Below are 17,208 nucleotides of genomic sequence, written 5' to 3'. Positions count from 1 at the left end.
CTCTTCAAGGGTTCTACTGAAACGTCTAAGCTGCGTCTTTCGAACTTGTTTCTGGATGTGTGCGTGAAATTCAGCTTACCCAAAATCGCCACCGCGCCGTTCTGCCCGCCGGAAGTGGCCGGCAGCGTCGCGGTGGATCCGAGCGCTTCGTTCTTCAAACGCGTGCTGCGTTTTGCCGGGCCTGGCTTGCTGGTGTCGATCGGCTACATGGACCCGGGCAACTGGGCGACCGCGATCGAGGCCGGTTCGCGTTTTGGTTACAGCCTGCTGTTCGTGGTGTTGCTCGCAAGTCTGGCGGGAATGGTCGTGCAGTGCCTGTGCTCGCGGCTGGGCATCGCCACCGGCCGCGATCTCGCGCAACTGTCCCGCGAGCGCTACAGCACTCCGACCGCTCGCCTGCAATGGGTGCTGGCGGAAATCTCGATCATCGCCACTGATCTGGCCGAAGTGCTCGGCTGCGCCTTGGCCTTTCATTTATTGCTGGGTTGTTCGCTGACCTTCGGCATTGCCCTGACCGCCTTCGACACGGTGCTGGTGCTGGCCCTGCAGAATCGTGGCTTCCGTCGGCTCGAAGCGATAATGCTGGTGCTGGTGGCGACCATCGGCGTGTGTTTCTTCGTTGAACTGGTGCTGATCAAACCGTACTGGCCAGACGTGTTCGCCGGGTTCAAACCGTCGCTCTCGGCGATCAGCGATGCCGCGCCGTTGTACCTGGCAATCGGTATCCTCGGCGCCACGGTGATGCCGCATAACCTCTACCTGCATACTTCGATCGTGCAGACGCGGATGATCGGCAAGGACCTGGCGAGCAAGCAGGACGCGGTGAACCTGGCACGCATCGACACCATCGGTTCGCTGGCCCTGGCGCTGCTGGTCAACGCGGCGATCCTGATTCTGGCGGCGGCTGCGTTTCACCAGTCCGGGCATACCGATGTGGTCGATATTCAGGACGCTTACCACCTGCTCGACCCGCTGGTCGGTGGCGCGCTGGCCAGTGTGCTGTTCGGCGTGGCGTTGCTGGCGTCGGGGCAGAGCTCGACGTTCACCGGAACCATCGCCGGACAGGTGATCATGGAGGGTTATCTGAACCTGCGGATTCCCTGCTGGCAGCGGCGGTTGATCACCCGTGGGCTGGCGCTGATCCCGGCGTTCATCGGCGTGTGGCTGATGGGCGATAACGCGGTGGGCAAGTTGCTGGTGTTGAGTCAGGTGGTGTTGAGCCTGCAGCTGCCATTTGCACTGTACCCGCTGATCCGCATGACCAGTGACAAGCAATTGATGGGACCGTTTGTGAACCGGCTGCCGACCCGGGTGTTGGCGTGGGGCTTGTTTGCGGTGATCAGTGGCGCGAATGCCTGGTTGATTCTGCAGATGGCGGTGTGACTTTCAAAGCACCCTGTGGCGAGGGGATTTATCCCCGATCCAGTGCGAAGCGCTGGCAAAGATGTGTGTCGAGGCGAAAAATTGTGGGGCTGCTGCGCATCCCATCTGGGATAAATCCCCTCGCCACAAAAGCGGTGAAACCAGACAGCGAGCGGATGTCGTGGATCCGTCCGCCGTCTGTATTGCTCCTTTGGATTAAGCGCGTTCCAGCGCCAGCGCCACACCCTGACCGCCGCCGATGCACAGGGTCGCCAGACCTTTCTTCGCATCACGCTTGATCATTTCGTGCAGCAGCGTCACCAGCACGCGGCAGCCCGATGCACCGATCGGGTGACCGAGGGCGATGGCGCCGCCGTTGACGTTGACCTTGTCCAGATCCCATTGCAGATCCTTGGCCACTGCCAGCGATTGCGCGGCGAACGCTTCGTTGGCCTCGATCAGATCCAGTTGGCCGATGTTCCAGCCAGCCTTTTCCAGGCAGCGACGGGTGGCCGAGACCGGGCCGATGCCCATGATCGCCGGGTCCACACCAGCGTTGGCATACGCGGCGATTTTTGCCAGCACTGGCAGGCCCAGGGCCTTGGCCTTTTCGGCGCTCATCAGGATCACTGCAGCGGCGCCATCGTTCAGCGACGAAGCATTACCGGCGGTGACGCTGCCGTCCTTCTTGAACGCCGGACGCAGTTTCGCCAGCGATTCGGCGGTGGTGTCGCCGCGTGGTTGTTCGTCGACCTTGAACGCTACCGGATCGCCTTTGCGCTGCGGGATCAGGATCGGGGTGATCTCATCGACAAAGCGTCCGGCCTCAATGGCCGCAGCGGCTTTGCGCTGCGAAGCGGCGGCGAAGGCGTCCTGCTGCTCGCGGCTGATCTCATATTTATCGACCAGATTCTCGGCAGTGATGCCCATGTGGTAATCGTTGAACGCATCCCACAGGCCATCGCTGATCATGGTGTCGACGATTTGCGCGTGACCCATGCGCAGGCCGGTGCGTGCGCCCGGCATCACATAGTTGGACAGGCTCATGTTCTCCTGACCGCCGGCGATGATCACCTCGGCATCGCCGCAACGGATCGCTTGTGCGCCCAGGTGCAGGGCTTTCAGGCCCGAGCCGCAGACCTTGTTCAGGGTCATGGCCGGCACGGCGTGGGGCAGGCCGGCCTTGATCGCCGCCTGACGCGCCGGGTTCTGGCCGGCGCCAGCGGTCAGCACCTGGCCCATGATCACTTCATCGACCTGCGCACCGTCCAGACCGGTCTGTTCGAGCAGCTGGCGAATCACCGCAGCGCCCAGATCCACCGCGGACACGCTGGCCAGCGAACCCTGGAAACTGCCGATCGCGGTGCGGGTGGCGGCAACAATTACGACGTCTTGCATTTTCGAATTCCTCACTGGGCAGCGAACTGCATTTCCGGTACGTGATCCGGGACGATCAGTTTACCAGCGGTTTTGGCGACGATTTCCTCGACGCTGACGCCAGGTGCGCGTTCCTTGAGGACAAAAGCGCCATTTTCGATTTCCAGATAGGCGAGGTCGGTCAGCACCCGCTTGATGCAGCCGGCGCCGGTCAGCGGCAGGCTGCACTTGGCCAACAGTTTGGACTCACCGTCCTTGGAGGCGTGGGTCATGATCACGATGATGTTGTCGGCACCGGCCACCAGATCCATCGCGCCGCCCATGCCCTTGACCAGTTTGCCGGGAATCATCCACGAAGCGATGTTGCCTTCGACGTCGACTTCGAACGCGCCGAGCACGGTCAGGTCGACATGCCCGCCGCGAATCATCGCGAAGGATTCGGCGGAGTTGAAGATCGATGCGCCGATGCGCGCGGTGACGGTCTGTTTGCCGGCGTTGATCATGTCGGCATCGATGGTGTCTTCCGTCGGAAACGGGCCCATGCCGAGCAGGCCGTTTTCCGATTGCAGCATGACTTCCATGCCGTCGGGAATGTAGTTGGCGACCAGGGTCGGAATGCCGATGCCGAGGTTCACGTAGTAGCCGTCCTGCATTTCGCGGGCGACGCGCTGAGCCATTTGTTCGCGGGTAAGTGCCATGTTTTTATTCTCCGTCAGCCTGGATTATTTGCGGATGGTGCGCTGTTCGATGCGCTTTTCGAACGTGCCGCAAATGACCCGGTCGACGTAGATGCCGGGGGTGTGGATCTGCGACGGATCCAGCTCGCCGGGCTCGACGATTTCTTCGACTTCGACCACGGTGATCTTGCCGGCGGTGGCCGCCAGCGGGTTGAAGTTCTGCGCGGTGTGACGGTAGACGACGTTACCGAAATGGTCGGCTTTCCAGCCTTTGACGATGGCGAAGTCGCCGGTGATGGACTCTTCCATCAGGTACTTGCGCCCGTTGAATTCGCGCACTTCCTTGCCTTCGGCGACCGGGGTGCCGACGCCGGTGGCGGTAAAGAAGGCCGGGATGCCGGCGCCGCCTGCACGCATTTTCTCGGCGAGGGTGCCTTGCGGGGTCAGGATGACTTCGATGTCGCCCTTGAGCAGTTGCTCTTCGAACAGTTTGTTTTCGCCGACGTAGGAGGCGATGACTTTGCTGATCTGGCGATCGGTCAGCAGCACACCGAGGCCGAAACCGTCAACGCCGCAGTTGTTGGAAACCACGGTGAGGTCGCGGGTGCCCTTGCGCTTGATCTCGGCGATCAGGTTTTCCGGGATGCCGCACAGGCCGAAGCCGCCGGCGATCACGGTCATGCCGTCTTCAAGACCGGCCAGAGCTTCCTCGTAGGAACTCACGCGCTTGTCGAAACCTGCCATATGCACCTCTTTTATTGTTTGTCGGGCGGCTGGCTAGCCGAATGACTGGAGTGTCGCGCTGGAGAATATATTTGTTAAGTTGATTTTTAAGGTTGATTAATAGATAAAACTCAATAGTTGGCGCTATCCCTGTAGGAGCTGCCGAAGGCTGCGATCTTTTGATTTTGTTTTTCAAGATCAAGATCAAAAGATCGTCCGAACGCGGCCCGAGCCTTCGGCAGCTCCTACAGTGGGTACGACGTTGAAACGGTAAGGTATCCAGTATGACCATCAAACAGATCCGCGCCTTCCTCGCCGTGGCTCAGAGCCTGAGCTTCGCCGTGGCCTGTGAGCGCCTGCACCTGTCGCAATCGGCACTGAGCCTAACCATCAAGGCGCTGGAAGAGGGGCTGGGCGGGCGGTTGTTCAGTCGCAACACGCGCAATGTGGCGCTGACCGCCGAGGGCGAATCGCTGCTGCCGCTGGCCCGGCGTCTGATTGCCGACTGGGACAACGCCGAAGACGAAATGCGTCAGCGCTTCAGCCTGCAACGCGGGCGGGTGACGCTGGCGGCCATGCCGTCGTTTGCCGGCAACCTGCTGCCGCCGATTCTCAAGACCTTTCGCGCGCGCTATCCGAACGTCAACGTCACGGTCAACGACGTGATCAACGAGCAAGTGCTGGAAATGGTTCGCGACCGCCATGTGGAACTGGGTGTCGCGTTCGAACCGATGCAGAACACCTCGCTGACGTTTACCCCGCTGTACATGGACCGCTTTGTCGCCGTGGTGCCACAGGATTCAGCGCTGGCCGGGCTTGGCGAAATCGACTGGCAGACCTTGCTGCAGGAACCGTTCATCACGCTGCAACGGCCGTCGACGGTACGGGTGATGCTCGAAGAACACTTGCAGGCCCGGGGCATGAAACTGCCGGTGGAATTCGAGAGTCATCAACTGGCAACCGTCGGGCGCATGGTCGCCAGTGGCCTGGGGGTGAGTGCGGTGCCGGCGTTGTGCGCCGAGCAGATGCAGGAGCTGGGCGCGCATTGCCTGACGTTGAATGATTCGGTTGAGCGGGCGATTGGTGTGCTCACGGAGCCGGGCAATGAGCTGTCGGCAGCGGCGCAGGCACTGTTCGACATCCTCAAAGCCGAACACTGAACCCTGAACTGCGATCCCATCCCTGTAGGAGCTGCCGCAGGCTGCGATCTTTTGACTTTGTTTTTTAGAAGCAAGATCAAAAGATCGCAGCCTGCGGCAGCTCCTACAGGGGATTTTTGGGTTCAGGTGGTCAGGCGTTGCACCAGCAACGGCAGCAGCTGTTCGCATGACGCCTCGATCTTCAGATCCAGCAGATCATCGGCGCGGGTCTTGCCCAGATTGATCGCCAGCAACGGCTTGCCCCGATCGGCGATCACCCGGCACAGACGAAACGCCGAATAGGCCATCAGCGACGAGCCCACCACCAACAATCCCGCGGCATTTTCTGCCGCCGCCATGGCCCGCGCCGCCGTCGGCTGCGCCACGTTTTCACCGAAGAACACCACGTCCGGCTTCATCCGTTCACCGGCGCAATACGGGCATTGTGGCGTCTGAAAACGTGCTTCGAAGGCCGGATCGAGCAGGGTATCGCCGTCCGGCGCCTGCACCGCGTCGACCCCGGCCAGATACGGATTCTGCTCGACCATCCGCTGCTGAATGTCGTCACGCGCGCTGCGCTGGCCGCAATCCAGGCACAACACCCGGTGCAGGCTGCCATGCAGTTCGATCACGTCCTGACTGCCAGCCTGATCGTGCAGGGTGTCGACGTTCTGCGTGATCAAGGCGCTGATCAGACACCGGCGCTGTAAATCGGCCAGTGCTTGATGCGCTGCATTCGGCCGCGCCTGGCGCACCCGTGGCCAGCCGAGCATTGCCCGTGCCCAGTAGCGGCGACGGGATTCCGGGGCGGCGAGAAATTCCTGATACATCATCGGCTGCCGACCCCGCCGTACGCCCTCACTGTCGCGGTAATCCGGGATGCCCGACGGCGTGCTGATGCCCGCGCCGGTCAGCACCACAAAGCCGCCATCGGCCATGGCCTGGTGCAGGGTGTCGAGGTGTTCGCGGGTCGGGCTGTCGAGCATGGTCAGCACTCCGGGGAGGACGATGCCCGCAGGTTAGCATTAACCGTGTGGCGAGGGAGCTTGCTCCCGCGGGACTGCGCAGCAGGCCTGTTTTGGGCTTGCTTTGCAATCCGACGGGAGCAAGCTCCCTAGCCACAGGTGATCGCGGTGATTTATTTGCGCGCCTCCAGAATCAGATTGAACGGCGTCTGCGTCGCCCGGCGAAAATGCTTGAACCCGGCCTCGGTAAACACCTTGCGCAAGCGCATTTCACCGGCCTGCGCACCCAGCCCCAGGCCAACTTCCTGGGACAGCGAATTCGGCGTGCAGATAAAGGTCGAGGCCGCGTAAAACAGGCGTCCGACCGGGTTGATGTTGTCGTCCAGCGCATCATTGGCGAACGGCTCGACCAGCAGCACCGTGCCGTCGCCCTTCAATGATTCGAACGCATGCCGTGCCGCGCCGACCGGGTCGCCCATGTCGTGCAGACAGTCGAAATAGCAGATCAGGTCATAGTCGTCGCCGGGGTAGCTTTTGGCGTCGTTCTGGAAGAATTCCGCCCGGCTGCTGACGCCTCCTTCTTCGGCGCGCTGGGTGGCGACGGTGATCGACGGCGCGTGATAATCGAAACCGACGAAGCGCGAGTTGGGATACGCCTGGGCCATGATCACCGTCGAGGCGCCGTGGCCGCAGCCGATGTCGGCGACTTTGGCGCCTTTTTCGAGTTTGGCGACCACGCCGTCCAGCGCCGGCAGCCATTCAGCGATCAAGTGACCTTTGTAGCCGGGGCGAAAGAAGCGTTCGGTGCCGCTGAACATGCACGGATGGTGATCGCCCCAGGGCAGGGCGCCGTTGCCGCGCATAGCCTTGACCAGTTTGTCCTTGTCATGGAAAAACGAGGCCACCACGCCAAGTCCGCCAGCGACATACACCGCCGAATCCTCGACCGCCAGCGCCAGTGCCTGCTCTTCCGGCAACCGAAACTGGCCATCGTGATGCTCCATGTAGCCGGACGCGACATGCGCGCTGAGCCATTCGCGCACCAGACGCGGGTTGCAGGTGGTTTTTTCGGCGAGGGCTTGCGGGGTGATCGGCTGACTGTCGGCCATCGCCCGGTACAGCCCGAGTTCTTCGCCAACGATGACGTTCGCCAGCATCGCGGCGCCGCCCATGTCGTTGACCAGTTTGCCCATGAATGCGTTGAGTCGTGTTTCGTCCATCACGAGTGCTCCTGATACAGGATCACCGTCCGGTGGCAAAACGTTGTCGAGGCATGGGCCGCAGGGCGGTGGTCACAAAAGTGGGCAGGGCACAGCTGACGTCGTCCTGCATTCCCCCTCGACTGGGTAATGAATCAGTCTAGCCGGACTGGGGCAAGATGCAGTGTTTGTGCCCCATGCAGATTCCATTGTGCGGATCAGCGCAGTGGCAGTTTGAGTTCGGCGCACAGGCCTCCGCCCTCGCGGTTGCTCAGGGTCAGCGATCCGCCGAGGGCCATGGCCAGTTGCTGGGCGATGGCCAGGCCCAGGCCGGTGCCGCCGGTGCTGCGGTTGCGCGAGTTTTCCACCCGGTAGAACGGCTGCATGACCTGTTGCAACTCGGCTTCGGCAATGCCTGGCCCGCGATCGAGGATTTTGATGCAAAGACCGTCGTCGATATCGACCTGCAACTGCGCGGCACCGGCGAATTTCAGTGCGTTGTCGGTCAGGTTCACCAGCACCCGGCGCAGGGCTTGGGGACGGGTATCGATCACCGCCGCGCTCTTGCCGCTCAGTTGCACGTCCTGGCCCATGTCCTGATAGTCGAACACCAGGCTGTCGAGGAACGAGTCGAGATCGGTGCGCCGGCTTTCCTCGGTCGAGCCGTGGATGCTGCGGGCATACGCCACGCCTTCGCGCACCAGATGCTCCATCTCGCCGAGGTCGTTCCACAGTTTGTCTTTCTCGACCGAGTCGTCCATGAACTCTGCGCGCAATTTCATGCGGGTGATCGGGGTTTGCAGGTCATGGGAAATCGCCGCCAGCAGTTGCATGCGCTCCTTCAGATACGCAGCGATCCGCGCCTGCATTGCGTTGAAGGCCCGTGCGGCGTAGGCCACTTCGGTCGGGCCGTGTTCGTCGAGCATCACCGGGTGCGCGTTGGGGTCGAGGGATTCCACGGCATTGGCGAGGCGGGCGAGGGGGCGTATGGCAATGCGCACCGCCAGCCAGGTGCAGGCGATCAGCAGCGCCAGTTGCCCGAGCAATACCCCCGGCAGCCACGGCGACAGCGGCGGCATGGCCGGACGCACATCGATGGTCAACGGGCTGCCGTCGCTGAGGCGCAAATGGGCCTGGAAGTGTTTTTTCTCTGCGGAAAAACGGCTGAAGGACAGCGGATGGGCGCCGCCGATCGCACTGCTGATCGAGGTCGCGGCCACCGGTAACTCCTCGGCGTCGAGCGGGGCGCCGGGATCGCCGTCGTTCAACCGATAATCGTAGTTGGTGCGAGCCAGTCGTGGCAGCCAGGCAGGGCGTTCCTGCGCGGGCAAGCGGTCGAGGATTGCAACCGACGTCGAAACGTCGTTTTGCATATTGCTGAGCATGGTGCTTCTGGCGCTTTGGAAACGCTCGTAATACTGCGCGCCAAACGACAGGGCCTGGGCCAGGATCAGCCCGACCAGAAAGATCAGCGACAACCGCGAAGCCAGGGTGCGTGGCCAATGCAGCTTGAGGCTCATGCCGAGGCCCCGAGGATTTCCACCGGTAGCGAAAAAACATAACCCTCGCTGCGCACGGTCTTGATGTAGGCCGGCTCACGCGCATCATCAAGCAGGCGCTGGCGCAAACGGCTGATCAGCAGATCAATCGAGCGATCAAACAGATCGGCTTCGCGGCCCTGGGTCAGGTTGAGTAACTGATCACGGCTGAGCACCCGTTGTGGATGATCGAGGAACACCCGCAGCAAGCGGTATTCGGCACCACTGAGGGCGACCAGTGTGCCGTCCTTGTCCAGCAGATGCCGGGCCGAGGTGTCCAGTTGCCAACGGCCGAAGGCCAGCAGGCGACCGCTTTCGGTGACCACCAGATTCGGCGGCAGCATGCGTGTGCGCCGCAGCACCGCGTTGATCCGCGCCAGCAGTTCGCGGGCGGCGAACGGCTTGGTCAGGTAATCGTCGGCGCCCATTTCCAGGCCGATGATGCGGTCGGTTTCATCGTTGCGCGCCGTGAGCATCAGCACCGGCGTGGCCTTGTGTTTGCCCACGCGTAGTTCGCGGCACAGCTGTAGGCCATCATCGCCGGGCATCATGATGTCGAGCACAATCAGGTCGACGGTGTTGGCTTCGAGAAAACTGCGCATCTGCCGGCCATCGGCGACCACGGTGGTGCGCAGTCCGTTCTTCTTCAGGTAATTGCCGACCAGCTCGCGGATCTCGCGGTCGTCGTCGACGATGAGAATGTGATCGACATGTTCCATCGGTGCAGAACCTCTATCAAAGGGCAATGCCATGCAGTCTATCGAGCCTGCGCCGGCTTGCCTGCCCGGGCTTGTATTGCAGTGTATCTGGCGTAATGGCGGATACACACACATGCAAAAACGCGATTTTTTCAGGGTTTTGTATCGCTGTGTATCTCCGGGCGGTGGGGATACACAGTGATTGATAGCGGCCGTTTCCTGACACAGACGCGATACCTCACGCGCCTCAAATAGGCTCCATCGAGGCCCACACAGTTTGCCTCGGCTCAACCCATACAAGCCTTGAGGAAACCACCATGACGCACAAAACCGTTGTCGCCGCCTGCCTGTTCGCCGCCCTGAACATCTGCACCCTGTCGGCCCGGGCCGAAGCCGATGTCAGCCCGCACACCTACAACTACGGCACGCACCTGGACATCCAGAAAGTGCTATCGATGACCGAGGACAACGCGGTGAACTGCGGCATTATCGATGCGCGCATGACGTACCTGGATTCGGCCGGAAAAACCCAGGTGCTGGATTACCGCAAATTTGCCGATGGCTGTAACAACCAGAACTGAGTGCTCAGATGCATCGACAGTCACCGCCGCGCACATCAATGGCTCACAGGTCGCGCACCATGAGCCATTGCTCGTTGTCCCACGCGCGAAAGCGCTCCAGCACTGTCCAGCCGCGTTTGGCGTAGTAGTCCTGCTTGCTCTGGGTGTGCAGATAGAAACGCGCGAAGCCGCGCTGTTTCGCCGTCTGGCTGATGCCATCGATCAACCGCTCTGCCAGCCCCTGGCCACGAGCTTGCGGGCTGACAAACACGCACGCCAGCCACGGGCCGAGATCCGGGCGCAGGGCCAGATCCGCCCGGGCCAGTGCCGCACCGCCGAGCAGACGCTCGCCGTCCAGCGCAATCAGGCATGACCAGTCGCCATTGTTCTGGCCGGCAGCGAACTCGCGTTGCCAATCGGTCAAGGGTTGCTCGCCATATTCGTAGGCGAACTGGCGGTGAATCCACGCGGCGTAAGTGTCGCTGTGCTGCGGGTGATCGACGAGCCATTCAAGACGCAGGGACATGATGGAATCCATTCACGGAAGACGGGAAGGCATAAAAGCCGAATGCCCCATGCAATGGCAATCTCGAAGTGTCTCGAGGCCTTTACAAAAAGTCGCCATTCATCGGCCAGGCCGGGGTTTTCCGGGCTCTTCGGACGATTGGCAGGGACGCCATCGACCCTCGGCGCGATAGTGGATGAGCAGGGCCACTGCCGTCCCTGTCACTGATAAAAAGAACGCGAGGTTGCCATGCCGAAATTCGTGATTGAACGCGAGATTCCAGGGGCCGGAAAGCTGTCGCCGCAAGAACTCCAAGCCGTGTCGCAAACCTCCTGCCAGGTGTTGCGTGAACTCGGGCCACAGGTGCAGTGGCTGCAGAGTTACGTCACCGCCGACAAAATCTATTGCGTCTACATCGCCCCTGACGAAGAGCAGGGGCGCGAGCACGCCAGGCTGGGTGGATTCCCGGCCAACAGCGTGGCGCGGGTGATGACGGTCATCGACCCGACCACGGCCGAATGAAGTCCTTCTACCTGCTGCGGAGCACGATTGATGAGTACTCCCATTGATCTGACGGGCCTGAAAGAGCGCCAGAAAGTCGCCTGGGCCAGCGGTGATTACGCGGTGATCGGCACCACCCTGCAGATCGTCGGCGAAAACCTCGCCGAGGCCTGCGACCTGCACTGCGATGAGGAAGTGCTGGATGTCGCCGCCGGTAACGGTAATGCGACTCTGGCGGCGGCGCGACGTGGTTGTCAGGTGACCTCGACCGACTATGTCGCGGCGCTGCTGGAGCGGGGACAGGATCGGGCGCGGGCCGAGCATCTGGATGTGATTTTTCAGGTCGCCGATGCCGAAGCGTTGCCGTTCGCCGACGAGAGTTACGACGCGGTGCTGTCGACCTTTGGCGTGATGTTTGCCCCGGATCAGGCGACTGCCGCAGCGGAACTGGCGCGGGTCTGCCGAAGGGGCGGGCGCATCGGTCTGGCGAACTGGACGCCGGAAGGTTTCGTCGGCCAGATGTTCAAGGTTCTCGGTCGCCACGTGCCACCCCCCGCCGTGGCCCAGCCGCCGTCGAACTGGGGCACTGAAGCGTGGTTGCACAGCCACTTCAATGAGCGCGAATTTCTGCTGCAGGTCACCCGCCGCACCTTCAATTTCCGCTATCGCTCGGCGGCGCATTTCATCGACATTTTCCGTCACTGGTACGGGCCGGTGCACAAGGCCTTTGCGGCATTGCCGCCGGAAAGCGGGCAGGCGCTGGAGAGTGATCTGGCGGATCTGCTGAACCGCTCGAACCGGGTGGGAGAGAAGTCGCTGGTGGTGCCGAGCGAGTATCTGGAGGTGGTCATCACCAAACGCTGAAACATCAATGCCCCCCTGTAGGAGCTGCCGCAGGCTGCGATCTTTTGATCTTGTTTTTTCAAAACCAAATTTAAAAGATCGCAGCCTGCGGCAGCTCCTACAGGGCATCGGTGGGGTTTATTTCAAATGCGCCCCGTCAACCCACTCCAGCGCCGTACGCCAGATGCAGATCCCCAGAAAGTACGCCGACGCCAGCAACCACAAACCCATCACCAGCGGATTGATCATCGGGTGATTAAGCACCAGCGACAGGCTGCACAGCAGCCAGATTGCCGTCACCGCGATGTTGATCGGCATGAACCGGCGTACCCGGAACGGGTGCAGGAACTTCATGCGGGTCACGGTCAGCAGCGCCAGACCGATGATGGTCAGAAAGGTGATCCACGGCCCCGGATTGATGATGTACAGGCATAGGGCAACCACATTCCACGCGGCGGGGAAGCCGACGAAATAGTTGTCCTTGCTTTTCATGTTGACGTTGCAGAAACAGAACAGCGACGACACCAGAATCAGCGACACGCTCAGCAGCAGGGTGTAGTCGGGCAGGGGAATGTAGCGATAGATGAACAGCGCCGGAATGAACACGTAGGTCAGATAATCGATCACCAGATCGAGGATCGAGCCGTCGAAACTCGGCAGCACCGACTGCACATTGACCTTACGCGCCAACGCCCCGTCGAGACCGTCGACGATCAATGCTACGCCCAGCCACATCAGGCAGTGAGTCGGCTGGTTCTCCAGCAGGGCGAGGGTCGCCAGAAAGGCTGTGACCACGCCGGTCGCGGTAAAACCATGGGCGCCCCATGCTTTGAGCCTGGCGATGTGTACGGTCGATATCACAGGGGCGTTCTCCAGAAAAATGAAGCATGCCGGGTATCACCCTTGGGCAAAGGGCGCCGGCAAACCGGGTCGGGGTTGCAGCTATCGACCGGTTTGGCCGGGATAAGGTTCACCACCTTTGAATCTTAGCTGCCCGCACAAAAAATACCTCGGCGAAATCCGCAGGTGGCACCCGGCGTCAGCCAAACGGTGCTGGCGCGCCGGCGTCGGCGGTCTATTGTTGCCTGACGCATTTATTGCCAATGGCTGAGGACGAGATCATGAACACCAGCGATTTGCTCGAACAACTGCTGCGGGGCCAGGCCTCGGCGGGACAACAAGGTGCTGGTTCGGCCGGCGGTGGGCTGGGTGGATTGGGCGGCTTGCTTGGCGGTCTGCTGGGTGGCGGGGCAGGCCCCGGCGGTAGTGCGGTGCAGTCCGGAGGGCTGGGCGGTTTGGGCGGTTTGCTCGGTGGCCTGCTCGGCGGCGGTAGCGGTGGTGGCTTGGGCGGCGCGCTGGGTGGGGCACTCGGTGGCGGCGGAACACAAAGTCGTTCCGGCGGCACCAATTATGCGGCGCTGGCCTCATTGGGAATGATGGCGTTCCAGGCATATCAGGCCTGGCAGCGCAGTCAGGCCTCGGCGGCGCCACAACAGATTCCGCCAACCGCAAATCTGCTGGCCGGGCCCGAAGTCGAGGAGCACGGGCATGCTGTGCTGCGGGCGCTGATCGCGGCGGCCAAGGCGGATGGTGAGATCGATGACCGGGAACGGCAGATGATCGATGAAGAGATTGGCAAACACACCGACGATCCAGAATTGCAGCAATGGTTTAACGCTGAAGTTGCCAAACCGCTGGATGCGAACGAAGTCGCGCAGGCGGCCAACGACGACCCGGCGACGGCCGCCGAAATGTACCTGGTCAGCGTGATCCTGGTGGACGATCAGCAAGACGCCGAACGCACCTACCTGGATGAACTGGCTGCGGCGCTCAAGATCGACCCGCAATTGCAGGTGCATCTGGAACAGCAGGCCAAGGGGCAGGGCTGAAGCAAAAGTCAAAAGATCGCAGCCTTCGGCAGCTCCTACAGAGACGAATTCCAATGTAGGAGCTGCCGAAGGTTGCGATCTTTTGATCCTCAGAGCCAGACTGCGTCCCATAGCGGGTAATCACCCAAGCGCTTTACCAGACCTGCCCGCAATGGATTCATGACAATGTAGCGGGCAGCCGCTTTCAAATCTTCATCGCGACGCAGAGCTCGGTCGTGATAGCCGCGTTGCCACAGGCTTCCCCGGCTGTCAGACATCAGGTTTACCGACCGACAACTACGCGATTTGACGCGGCACATCAGCTGGGCCAAGGAACCTCGTTTCAGGTCGACCAACCAATGCAGGTGATCCGGCATGACTACCCAAGCCAAAGACACGACCAATCCTGCCTCATCTGCCGCGCGCATCTGCTCAACCAATAATCTTCCGACTTTCCAGTCGGAAAAAACCGGCCGACGCTCTTTAACCACCGCCGTCAGCAAATAAACCCGCCCAACCTCCGAATAGCGTCCCTTGCGTAAACCGCAGGCTTTTGCAGCTTCAGGCATTCCATTGCCCTCTGTAACCATCGTCCTTCAACACTAGCTGCCCAATGACAGTTCACGAACCCAAGCCATTACACGATGTAAATGTAGGAGCTGCCGAAGGCTGCGATCTTTTGATCTTGATCGTGAAAGACAAAATCAAAAGATCGCAGCCTGCGGCAGCTCCTACAGTGATCAAGTGATCAAGTGATCAAGTGACCAAGTGAAAGAGAATCGGCACTGATCAGGCCGTCCGTCAGGGCAATTTTCATGTCGATTGAATTTTTCTCCGTAGCGGTTGCTCTGCTGATGTAGAGGCGTGAAACAACGCCCTGACCGGCCAACCGAACGAGAACACTGACATGACTGCCCTGACCCCTCTGCAGGCGCCGAGCGCGCAGCAACAGCCCATCACTGCCGACGGTGACCTGCGGCGTATTTATGAGGCACTGCTGCTTGAGGATGTGCCTGAAACCCTCGCGCAGGATTTTCTCGCCGAGCAGTTGCAGCGTGTCGCGCTGTTGCCCGAAGAACTTCCGCAGGATCCGTCGGCGTGGCAAGGCTGGGTCGCCGAACATTGCACAGAAGTTGCCCGGCAGTACGCCGATTACCTGCAACAGCGCCAGGCCGGCGGACCGCGCCAGTTCTTCCGCAACAAGGCTCACGCGTTGTACTTTCTGCAAGCCGTAGCGCCGACCAAACTGGTGGATGGCGCGTGGCTGTACGGCTTGTTGGCGCAATGGCGCGACCCGCGTTTCGACGGGTTGCTGTGTACCTATCTGGAAGAACTCGGCGACGGCAATCCGGCGCAAAACCACGTGGTGATCTACCGCAAACTGCTCGCTGAGCACGGTTTGCAGGACGCCAGCGCTATTGCCGATGAACGCTACCTGCAAGGTGCGCTGCAACTGGCACTCGGTGCCTGTGGCGAAAGCATGTTGCCGGAGGTGATCGGCTACAACCTCGGCTACGAACAACTGCCGCTGCACTTGCTGATCAGTGCCTATGAACTCAGCGAGTTGGGCATTGATCCTTACTACTTCACCCTCCACGTGACCATCGATAACGCCAGCACCGGCCACGCGCAAAAAGCCGTGCAGTCGGTGCTCGACCTGCTACCGCTGGAAGCCGATCGCGGCGAATTCCTGCGCCGGGTATCGCTGGGCTATCGACTCAACGACCTGGGGCAGGGTAGCCGCGCGATCATCGAAGGTTTTGACCTGGAGCAGGAAGTGCTGGCGATGCTCGAGCGCAAGCGCCCGTTCGGTCAGCACATGCACTCCGACTACTGCCGTTTCGAAGGCAAAACCGTCAATCAGTGGCTGGCCACTCCCGAACAGCTACCGGGTTTCCTGCAGGCAATGCAGGACAAAGGCTGGATCAAACGCAATGAAGATCCGCAAGCCAGCCGTTTCTGGCAGTTGATCGACGGCGACGGTGCGGCGATGTTCGGCGTGTTCAGTCCCTATGAAAAGCAACTGCTGCACGACTGGATTGCCGGCGACTGGACGCCATCCGACCAACGCAAAGCGCCACGACGCGGCCGTCAGGTCGCCACCCCGGACGCCGCCGTGCCCGAACACGATCCCGATGTGCAGCGCCTCATGTCTGCCCTGCAAGGTCAGGATGGACACGCGCAAATGGCCACGCTGATCCCATGGTTGGCACCGGCCCGCCATGCCCACCCGGCGGGGCTTCTGGCGACACGCCGCTTCATCGAACTCAAATCCAGTCTGCGTTAAGGAAATCTCATGAATCAGGAAGAACAACTGTCCGCCCACGACCTGACGCTGCTGCAACTCGGCCGACGCTTGCAGGCCGACGGCTACCGTTTCATCACGCCGACGCCCTTGACCCATCAGCGGGTCAACCAGCGTGATGAAGGGCAGGTGGCCGATACCCTGCGCGACGTCTTCGGTTGGTCGCGGCCGTTCGAACCGGGGCTGTTGTCCGCTGACGAACAGCGGCAATTGCAGGAGGCACAAGTGATTGACGTCTACGACGGCCGCTTGAAAAGCCGGGTGCGCTGGTCGAGTCTGGATGATTTGTTGTTCGTGCATTCGGGCTTCCCAACCGATGCCGCCGATTCGGTGTTTTTCGGCCCGGACACCTATCGTTTCGCACAGCTGATTCACGCGCATCTGCAACAGAGCTTCGCGCCGATTCAGCGCGCGGTGGACATCGGCTGCGGTGCCGGCGTCGGCGCGATTCTGATTGCGCGCGCACGGCGTGAAGCGCAGGTGCTGGCGGTGGACATCAATCCTGCCGCGCTGCGCCTGACCGCGATCAATGCGGCATTGGCCGAGGTCGCCAATGTCGAGGTGCAGGCCAGTGATGTACTGCAGGGTACTGAAGGCAACTTCGACCTGATTGTCGCCAACCCCCCGTACATGGCAGATCCGGCCGGGCGTGCTTATCGGCATGGCGGTGGCTCGCTCGGCGCCGGCCTGTCGCTGCGTATCGTCGAGCAGGCGCTCAATCGACTGGCGCCCGGTGGCTCGTTGCTGTTGTACACAGGGGTAGCGATGGTCGATGGCCGCGATCCGTTTTTCGATACGGTTGTCCCACGGCTGGATTCGACGCGATTCGGCTGGACCTATCGCGAGCTGGATCCCGACGTGTTCGGTGAAGAGTTGTTGAACCCCGGTTACCAGCGCGTGGACCGGATCGCTGTGGTCGCGCTGACCGTGACCCGCATTGGCTGATAC

The 17,208-nt window shown here is 61.3% G+C and carries 18 protein-coding genes; 8 read left to right on the top strand and 10 right to left on the bottom strand.

The features are described from left to right. Positions 1-63 precede the first annotated feature (63 nt). Positions 64-1,383: an Nramp family divalent metal transporter gene (locus JN524_RS25205; protein WP_202371101.1), complete on the top strand. Its 1,320-nt coding sequence runs from the start codon at positions 64-66 to the stop codon at positions 1,381-1,383. Between the two features lie 195 nt (positions 1,384-1,578). Here the strand turns inward: JN524_RS25205 and JN524_RS25200 are convergent, their stop codons facing one another. Genes JN524_RS25200 through JN524_RS25190 form a run of 3 tightly spaced genes read right to left on the bottom strand, consistent with a single transcriptional unit; the run spans position 1,579 to position 4,160 of the window. Continuing rightward, positions 1,579-2,760 (bottom strand): acetyl-CoA C-acetyltransferase, encoded by a 1,182-nt coding sequence (locus JN524_RS25200; RefSeq protein WP_202371100.1) that lies wholly within the window; start codon positions 2,758-2,760, stop codon positions 1,579-1,581. An 11-nt stretch (positions 2,761-2,771) separates the two neighbouring features. Further along, positions 2,772-3,437, bottom strand: coding sequence for a CoA transferase subunit B (locus tag JN524_RS25195; protein ID WP_096796497.1), 666 nt, complete (start codon positions 3,435-3,437; stop codon positions 2,772-2,774). A gap of 24 nt (positions 3,438-3,461) precedes the next feature. After that, positions 3,462-4,160 (bottom strand): CoA transferase subunit A, encoded by a 699-nt coding sequence (locus JN524_RS25190; protein WP_098964529.1) that lies wholly within the window; start codon positions 4,158-4,160, stop codon positions 3,462-3,464. 263 nt (positions 4,161-4,423) lie between these two features. Here JN524_RS25190 and JN524_RS25185 point away from each other — a divergent pair, with 263 nt between their 5' ends. Further along, a complete protein-coding gene (locus JN524_RS25185; protein ID WP_202371099.1) occupies positions 4,424-5,299 on the top strand; it encodes a LysR family transcriptional regulator in 876 nt (291 codons plus the stop codon). A 122-nt stretch (positions 5,300-5,421) separates the two neighbouring features. Here the strand turns inward: JN524_RS25185 and JN524_RS25180 are convergent, their stop codons facing one another. The 4 genes from JN524_RS25180 to JN524_RS25165 all read right to left on the bottom strand — a co-directional run bounded on the left by JN524_RS25180 (position 5,422) and on the right by JN524_RS25165 (position 9,699). Beyond that, complete coding sequence (locus JN524_RS25180; protein WP_202371098.1) at positions 5,422-6,264, bottom strand: NAD-dependent protein deacetylase; 843 nt, start codon at positions 6,262-6,264, stop codon at positions 5,422-5,424. A 152-nt stretch (positions 6,265-6,416) separates the two neighbouring features. Beyond that, positions 6,417-7,463, bottom strand: a complete 1,047-nt coding sequence (locus JN524_RS25175; protein WP_202371097.1) for a class I SAM-dependent methyltransferase — start codon at positions 7,461-7,463, stop codon at positions 6,417-6,419. Between the two features lie 197 nt (positions 7,464-7,660). Then, positions 7,661-8,962, bottom strand: coding sequence for an ATP-binding protein (locus JN524_RS25170; RefSeq protein ID WP_202371096.1), 1,302 nt, complete (start codon positions 8,960-8,962; stop codon positions 7,661-7,663). After that, positions 8,959-9,699 carry a response regulator gene (locus JN524_RS25165; RefSeq protein WP_202371095.1) on the bottom strand — a complete coding sequence of 247 codons (741 nt, stop codon included), beginning with the start codon at positions 9,697-9,699 and terminating at the stop codon, positions 8,959-8,961. The genes JN524_RS25170 and JN524_RS25165 overlap by 4 nt, the downstream gene beginning before the upstream one ends. A 296-nt stretch (positions 9,700-9,995) precedes the next feature. Here JN524_RS25165 and JN524_RS25160 point away from each other — a divergent pair, with 296 nt between their 5' ends. Next, on the top strand, positions 9,996-10,259 hold the full coding sequence (locus JN524_RS25160; protein WP_202371094.1) for a DUF2790 domain-containing protein: 264 nt from the start codon (positions 9,996-9,998) through the stop codon (positions 10,257-10,259). A gap of 43 nt (positions 10,260-10,302) precedes the next feature. Here JN524_RS25160 and JN524_RS25155 read toward each other — a convergent pair whose 3' ends face one another. Continuing rightward, positions 10,303-10,764, bottom strand: a complete 462-nt coding sequence (locus JN524_RS25155; protein WP_202371093.1) for a GNAT family N-acetyltransferase — start codon at positions 10,762-10,764, stop codon at positions 10,303-10,305. A 228-nt stretch (positions 10,765-10,992) separates the two neighbouring features. On the opposite strand from JN524_RS25155, the gene JN524_RS25150 reads away from it, so the two are divergent. Beyond that, complete coding sequence (locus JN524_RS25150) at positions 10,993-11,265, top strand: DUF4242 domain-containing protein (RefSeq protein WP_202371092.1); 273 nt, start codon at positions 10,993-10,995, stop codon at positions 11,263-11,265. 30 nt (positions 11,266-11,295) lie between these two features. Then, positions 11,296-12,108, top strand: coding sequence for a class I SAM-dependent methyltransferase (locus JN524_RS25145; protein ID WP_097088834.1), 813 nt, complete (start codon positions 11,296-11,298; stop codon positions 12,106-12,108). A 117-nt stretch (positions 12,109-12,225) separates the two neighbouring features. Here JN524_RS25145 and pcsA read toward each other — a convergent pair whose 3' ends face one another. Further along, a complete protein-coding gene (pcsA, locus tag JN524_RS25140; RefSeq protein WP_098964514.1) occupies positions 12,226-12,948 on the bottom strand; it encodes a phosphatidylcholine synthase in 723 nt (240 codons plus the stop codon). 260 nt (positions 12,949-13,208) lie between these two features. On the opposite strand from pcsA, the gene JN524_RS25135 reads away from it, so the two are divergent. Further along, the gene (locus JN524_RS25135) at positions 13,209-13,976 is read left to right on the top strand and encodes a tellurite resistance TerB family protein (protein ID WP_202371091.1); all 768 of its coding nucleotides are present in this window, start codon (positions 13,209-13,211) and stop codon (positions 13,974-13,976) included. An 89-nt stretch (positions 13,977-14,065) separates the two neighbouring features. On the opposite strand, the gene JN524_RS25130 is transcribed toward JN524_RS25135, so the two are convergent. Next, positions 14,066-14,524 carry an REP-associated tyrosine transposase gene (locus tag JN524_RS25130; protein ID WP_202371090.1) on the bottom strand — a complete coding sequence of 153 codons (459 nt, stop codon included), beginning with the start codon at positions 14,522-14,524 and terminating at the stop codon, positions 14,066-14,068. A gap of 338 nt (positions 14,525-14,862) precedes the next feature. On the opposite strand from JN524_RS25130, the gene JN524_RS25125 reads away from it, so the two are divergent. Together JN524_RS25125 and JN524_RS25120 are read left to right on the top strand one after the other, a co-directional pair. Further along, the gene (locus JN524_RS25125) at positions 14,863-16,242 is read left to right on the top strand and encodes an iron-containing redox enzyme family protein (RefSeq protein ID WP_202371089.1); all 1,380 of its coding nucleotides are present in this window, start codon (positions 14,863-14,865) and stop codon (positions 16,240-16,242) included. A gap of 9 nt (positions 16,243-16,251) precedes the next feature. Further along, complete coding sequence (locus JN524_RS25120; protein WP_202371088.1) at positions 16,252-17,205, top strand: methyltransferase; 954 nt, start codon at positions 16,252-16,254, stop codon at positions 17,203-17,205. Positions 17,206-17,208: the final 3 nt, after the last annotated feature.

Source organism: Pseudomonas sp. MWU318 (genome assembly GCF_016756945.1).
Taxonomy (GTDB): Bacteria; Pseudomonadota; Gammaproteobacteria; order Pseudomonadales; family Pseudomonadaceae; genus Aquipseudomonas; species Aquipseudomonas putida_A.
This window is presented reverse-complemented; position numbering and strand designations above follow the sequence as displayed.

What these genes read in the sequence shown, in the direction of transcription:
- JN524_RS25180 (WP_202371098.1), bottom strand. Translation starts at nt 6,264, where the DNA reads ATGCTCGACAGCCCGACCCGCGAACACCTCGACACCCTGCACCAGGCC.
- JN524_RS25145 (WP_097088834.1), top strand. Translation starts at nt 11,296, where the DNA reads ATGAGTACTCCCATTGATCTGACGGGCCTGAAAGAGCGCCAGAAAGTC.
- JN524_RS25165 (WP_202371095.1), bottom strand. Translation starts at nt 9,699, where the DNA reads ATGGAACATGTCGATCACATTCTCATCGTCGACGACGACCGCGAGATC.
- JN524_RS25170 (WP_202371096.1), bottom strand. Translation starts at nt 8,962, where the DNA reads ATGAGCCTCAAGCTGCATTGGCCACGCACCCTGGCTTCGCGGTTGTCG.
- JN524_RS25200 (WP_202371100.1), bottom strand. Translation starts at nt 2,760, where the DNA reads ATGCAAGACGTCGTAATTGTTGCCGCCACCCGCACCGCGATCGGCAGT.
- JN524_RS25190 (WP_098964529.1), bottom strand. Translation starts at nt 4,160, where the DNA reads ATGGCAGGTTTCGACAAGCGCGTGAGTTCCTACGAGGAAGCTCTGGCC.
- JN524_RS25185 (WP_202371099.1), top strand. Translation starts at nt 4,424, where the DNA reads ATGACCATCAAACAGATCCGCGCCTTCCTCGCCGTGGCTCAGAGCCTG.
- JN524_RS25130 (WP_202371090.1), bottom strand. Translation starts at nt 14,524, where the DNA reads ATGCCTGAAGCTGCAAAAGCCTGCGGTTTACGCAAGGGACGCTATTCG.
- JN524_RS25135 (WP_202371091.1), top strand. Translation starts at nt 13,209, where the DNA reads ATGAACACCAGCGATTTGCTCGAACAACTGCTGCGGGGCCAGGCCTCG.
- JN524_RS25195 (WP_096796497.1), bottom strand. Translation starts at nt 3,437, where the DNA reads ATGGCACTTACCCGCGAACAAATGGCTCAGCGCGTCGCCCGCGAAATG.
- JN524_RS25155 (WP_202371093.1), bottom strand. Translation starts at nt 10,764, where the DNA reads ATGTCCCTGCGTCTTGAATGGCTCGTCGATCACCCGCAGCACAGCGAC.
- JN524_RS25125 (WP_202371089.1), top strand. Translation starts at nt 14,863, where the DNA reads ATGACTGCCCTGACCCCTCTGCAGGCGCCGAGCGCGCAGCAACAGCCC.
- JN524_RS25160 (WP_202371094.1), top strand. Translation starts at nt 9,996, where the DNA reads ATGACGCACAAAACCGTTGTCGCCGCCTGCCTGTTCGCCGCCCTGAAC.
- JN524_RS25120 (WP_202371088.1), top strand. Translation starts at nt 16,252, where the DNA reads ATGAATCAGGAAGAACAACTGTCCGCCCACGACCTGACGCTGCTGCAA.
- JN524_RS25175 (WP_202371097.1), bottom strand. Translation starts at nt 7,463, where the DNA reads ATGGACGAAACACGACTCAACGCATTCATGGGCAAACTGGTCAACGAC.
- JN524_RS25150 (WP_202371092.1), top strand. Translation starts at nt 10,993, where the DNA reads ATGCCGAAATTCGTGATTGAACGCGAGATTCCAGGGGCCGGAAAGCTG.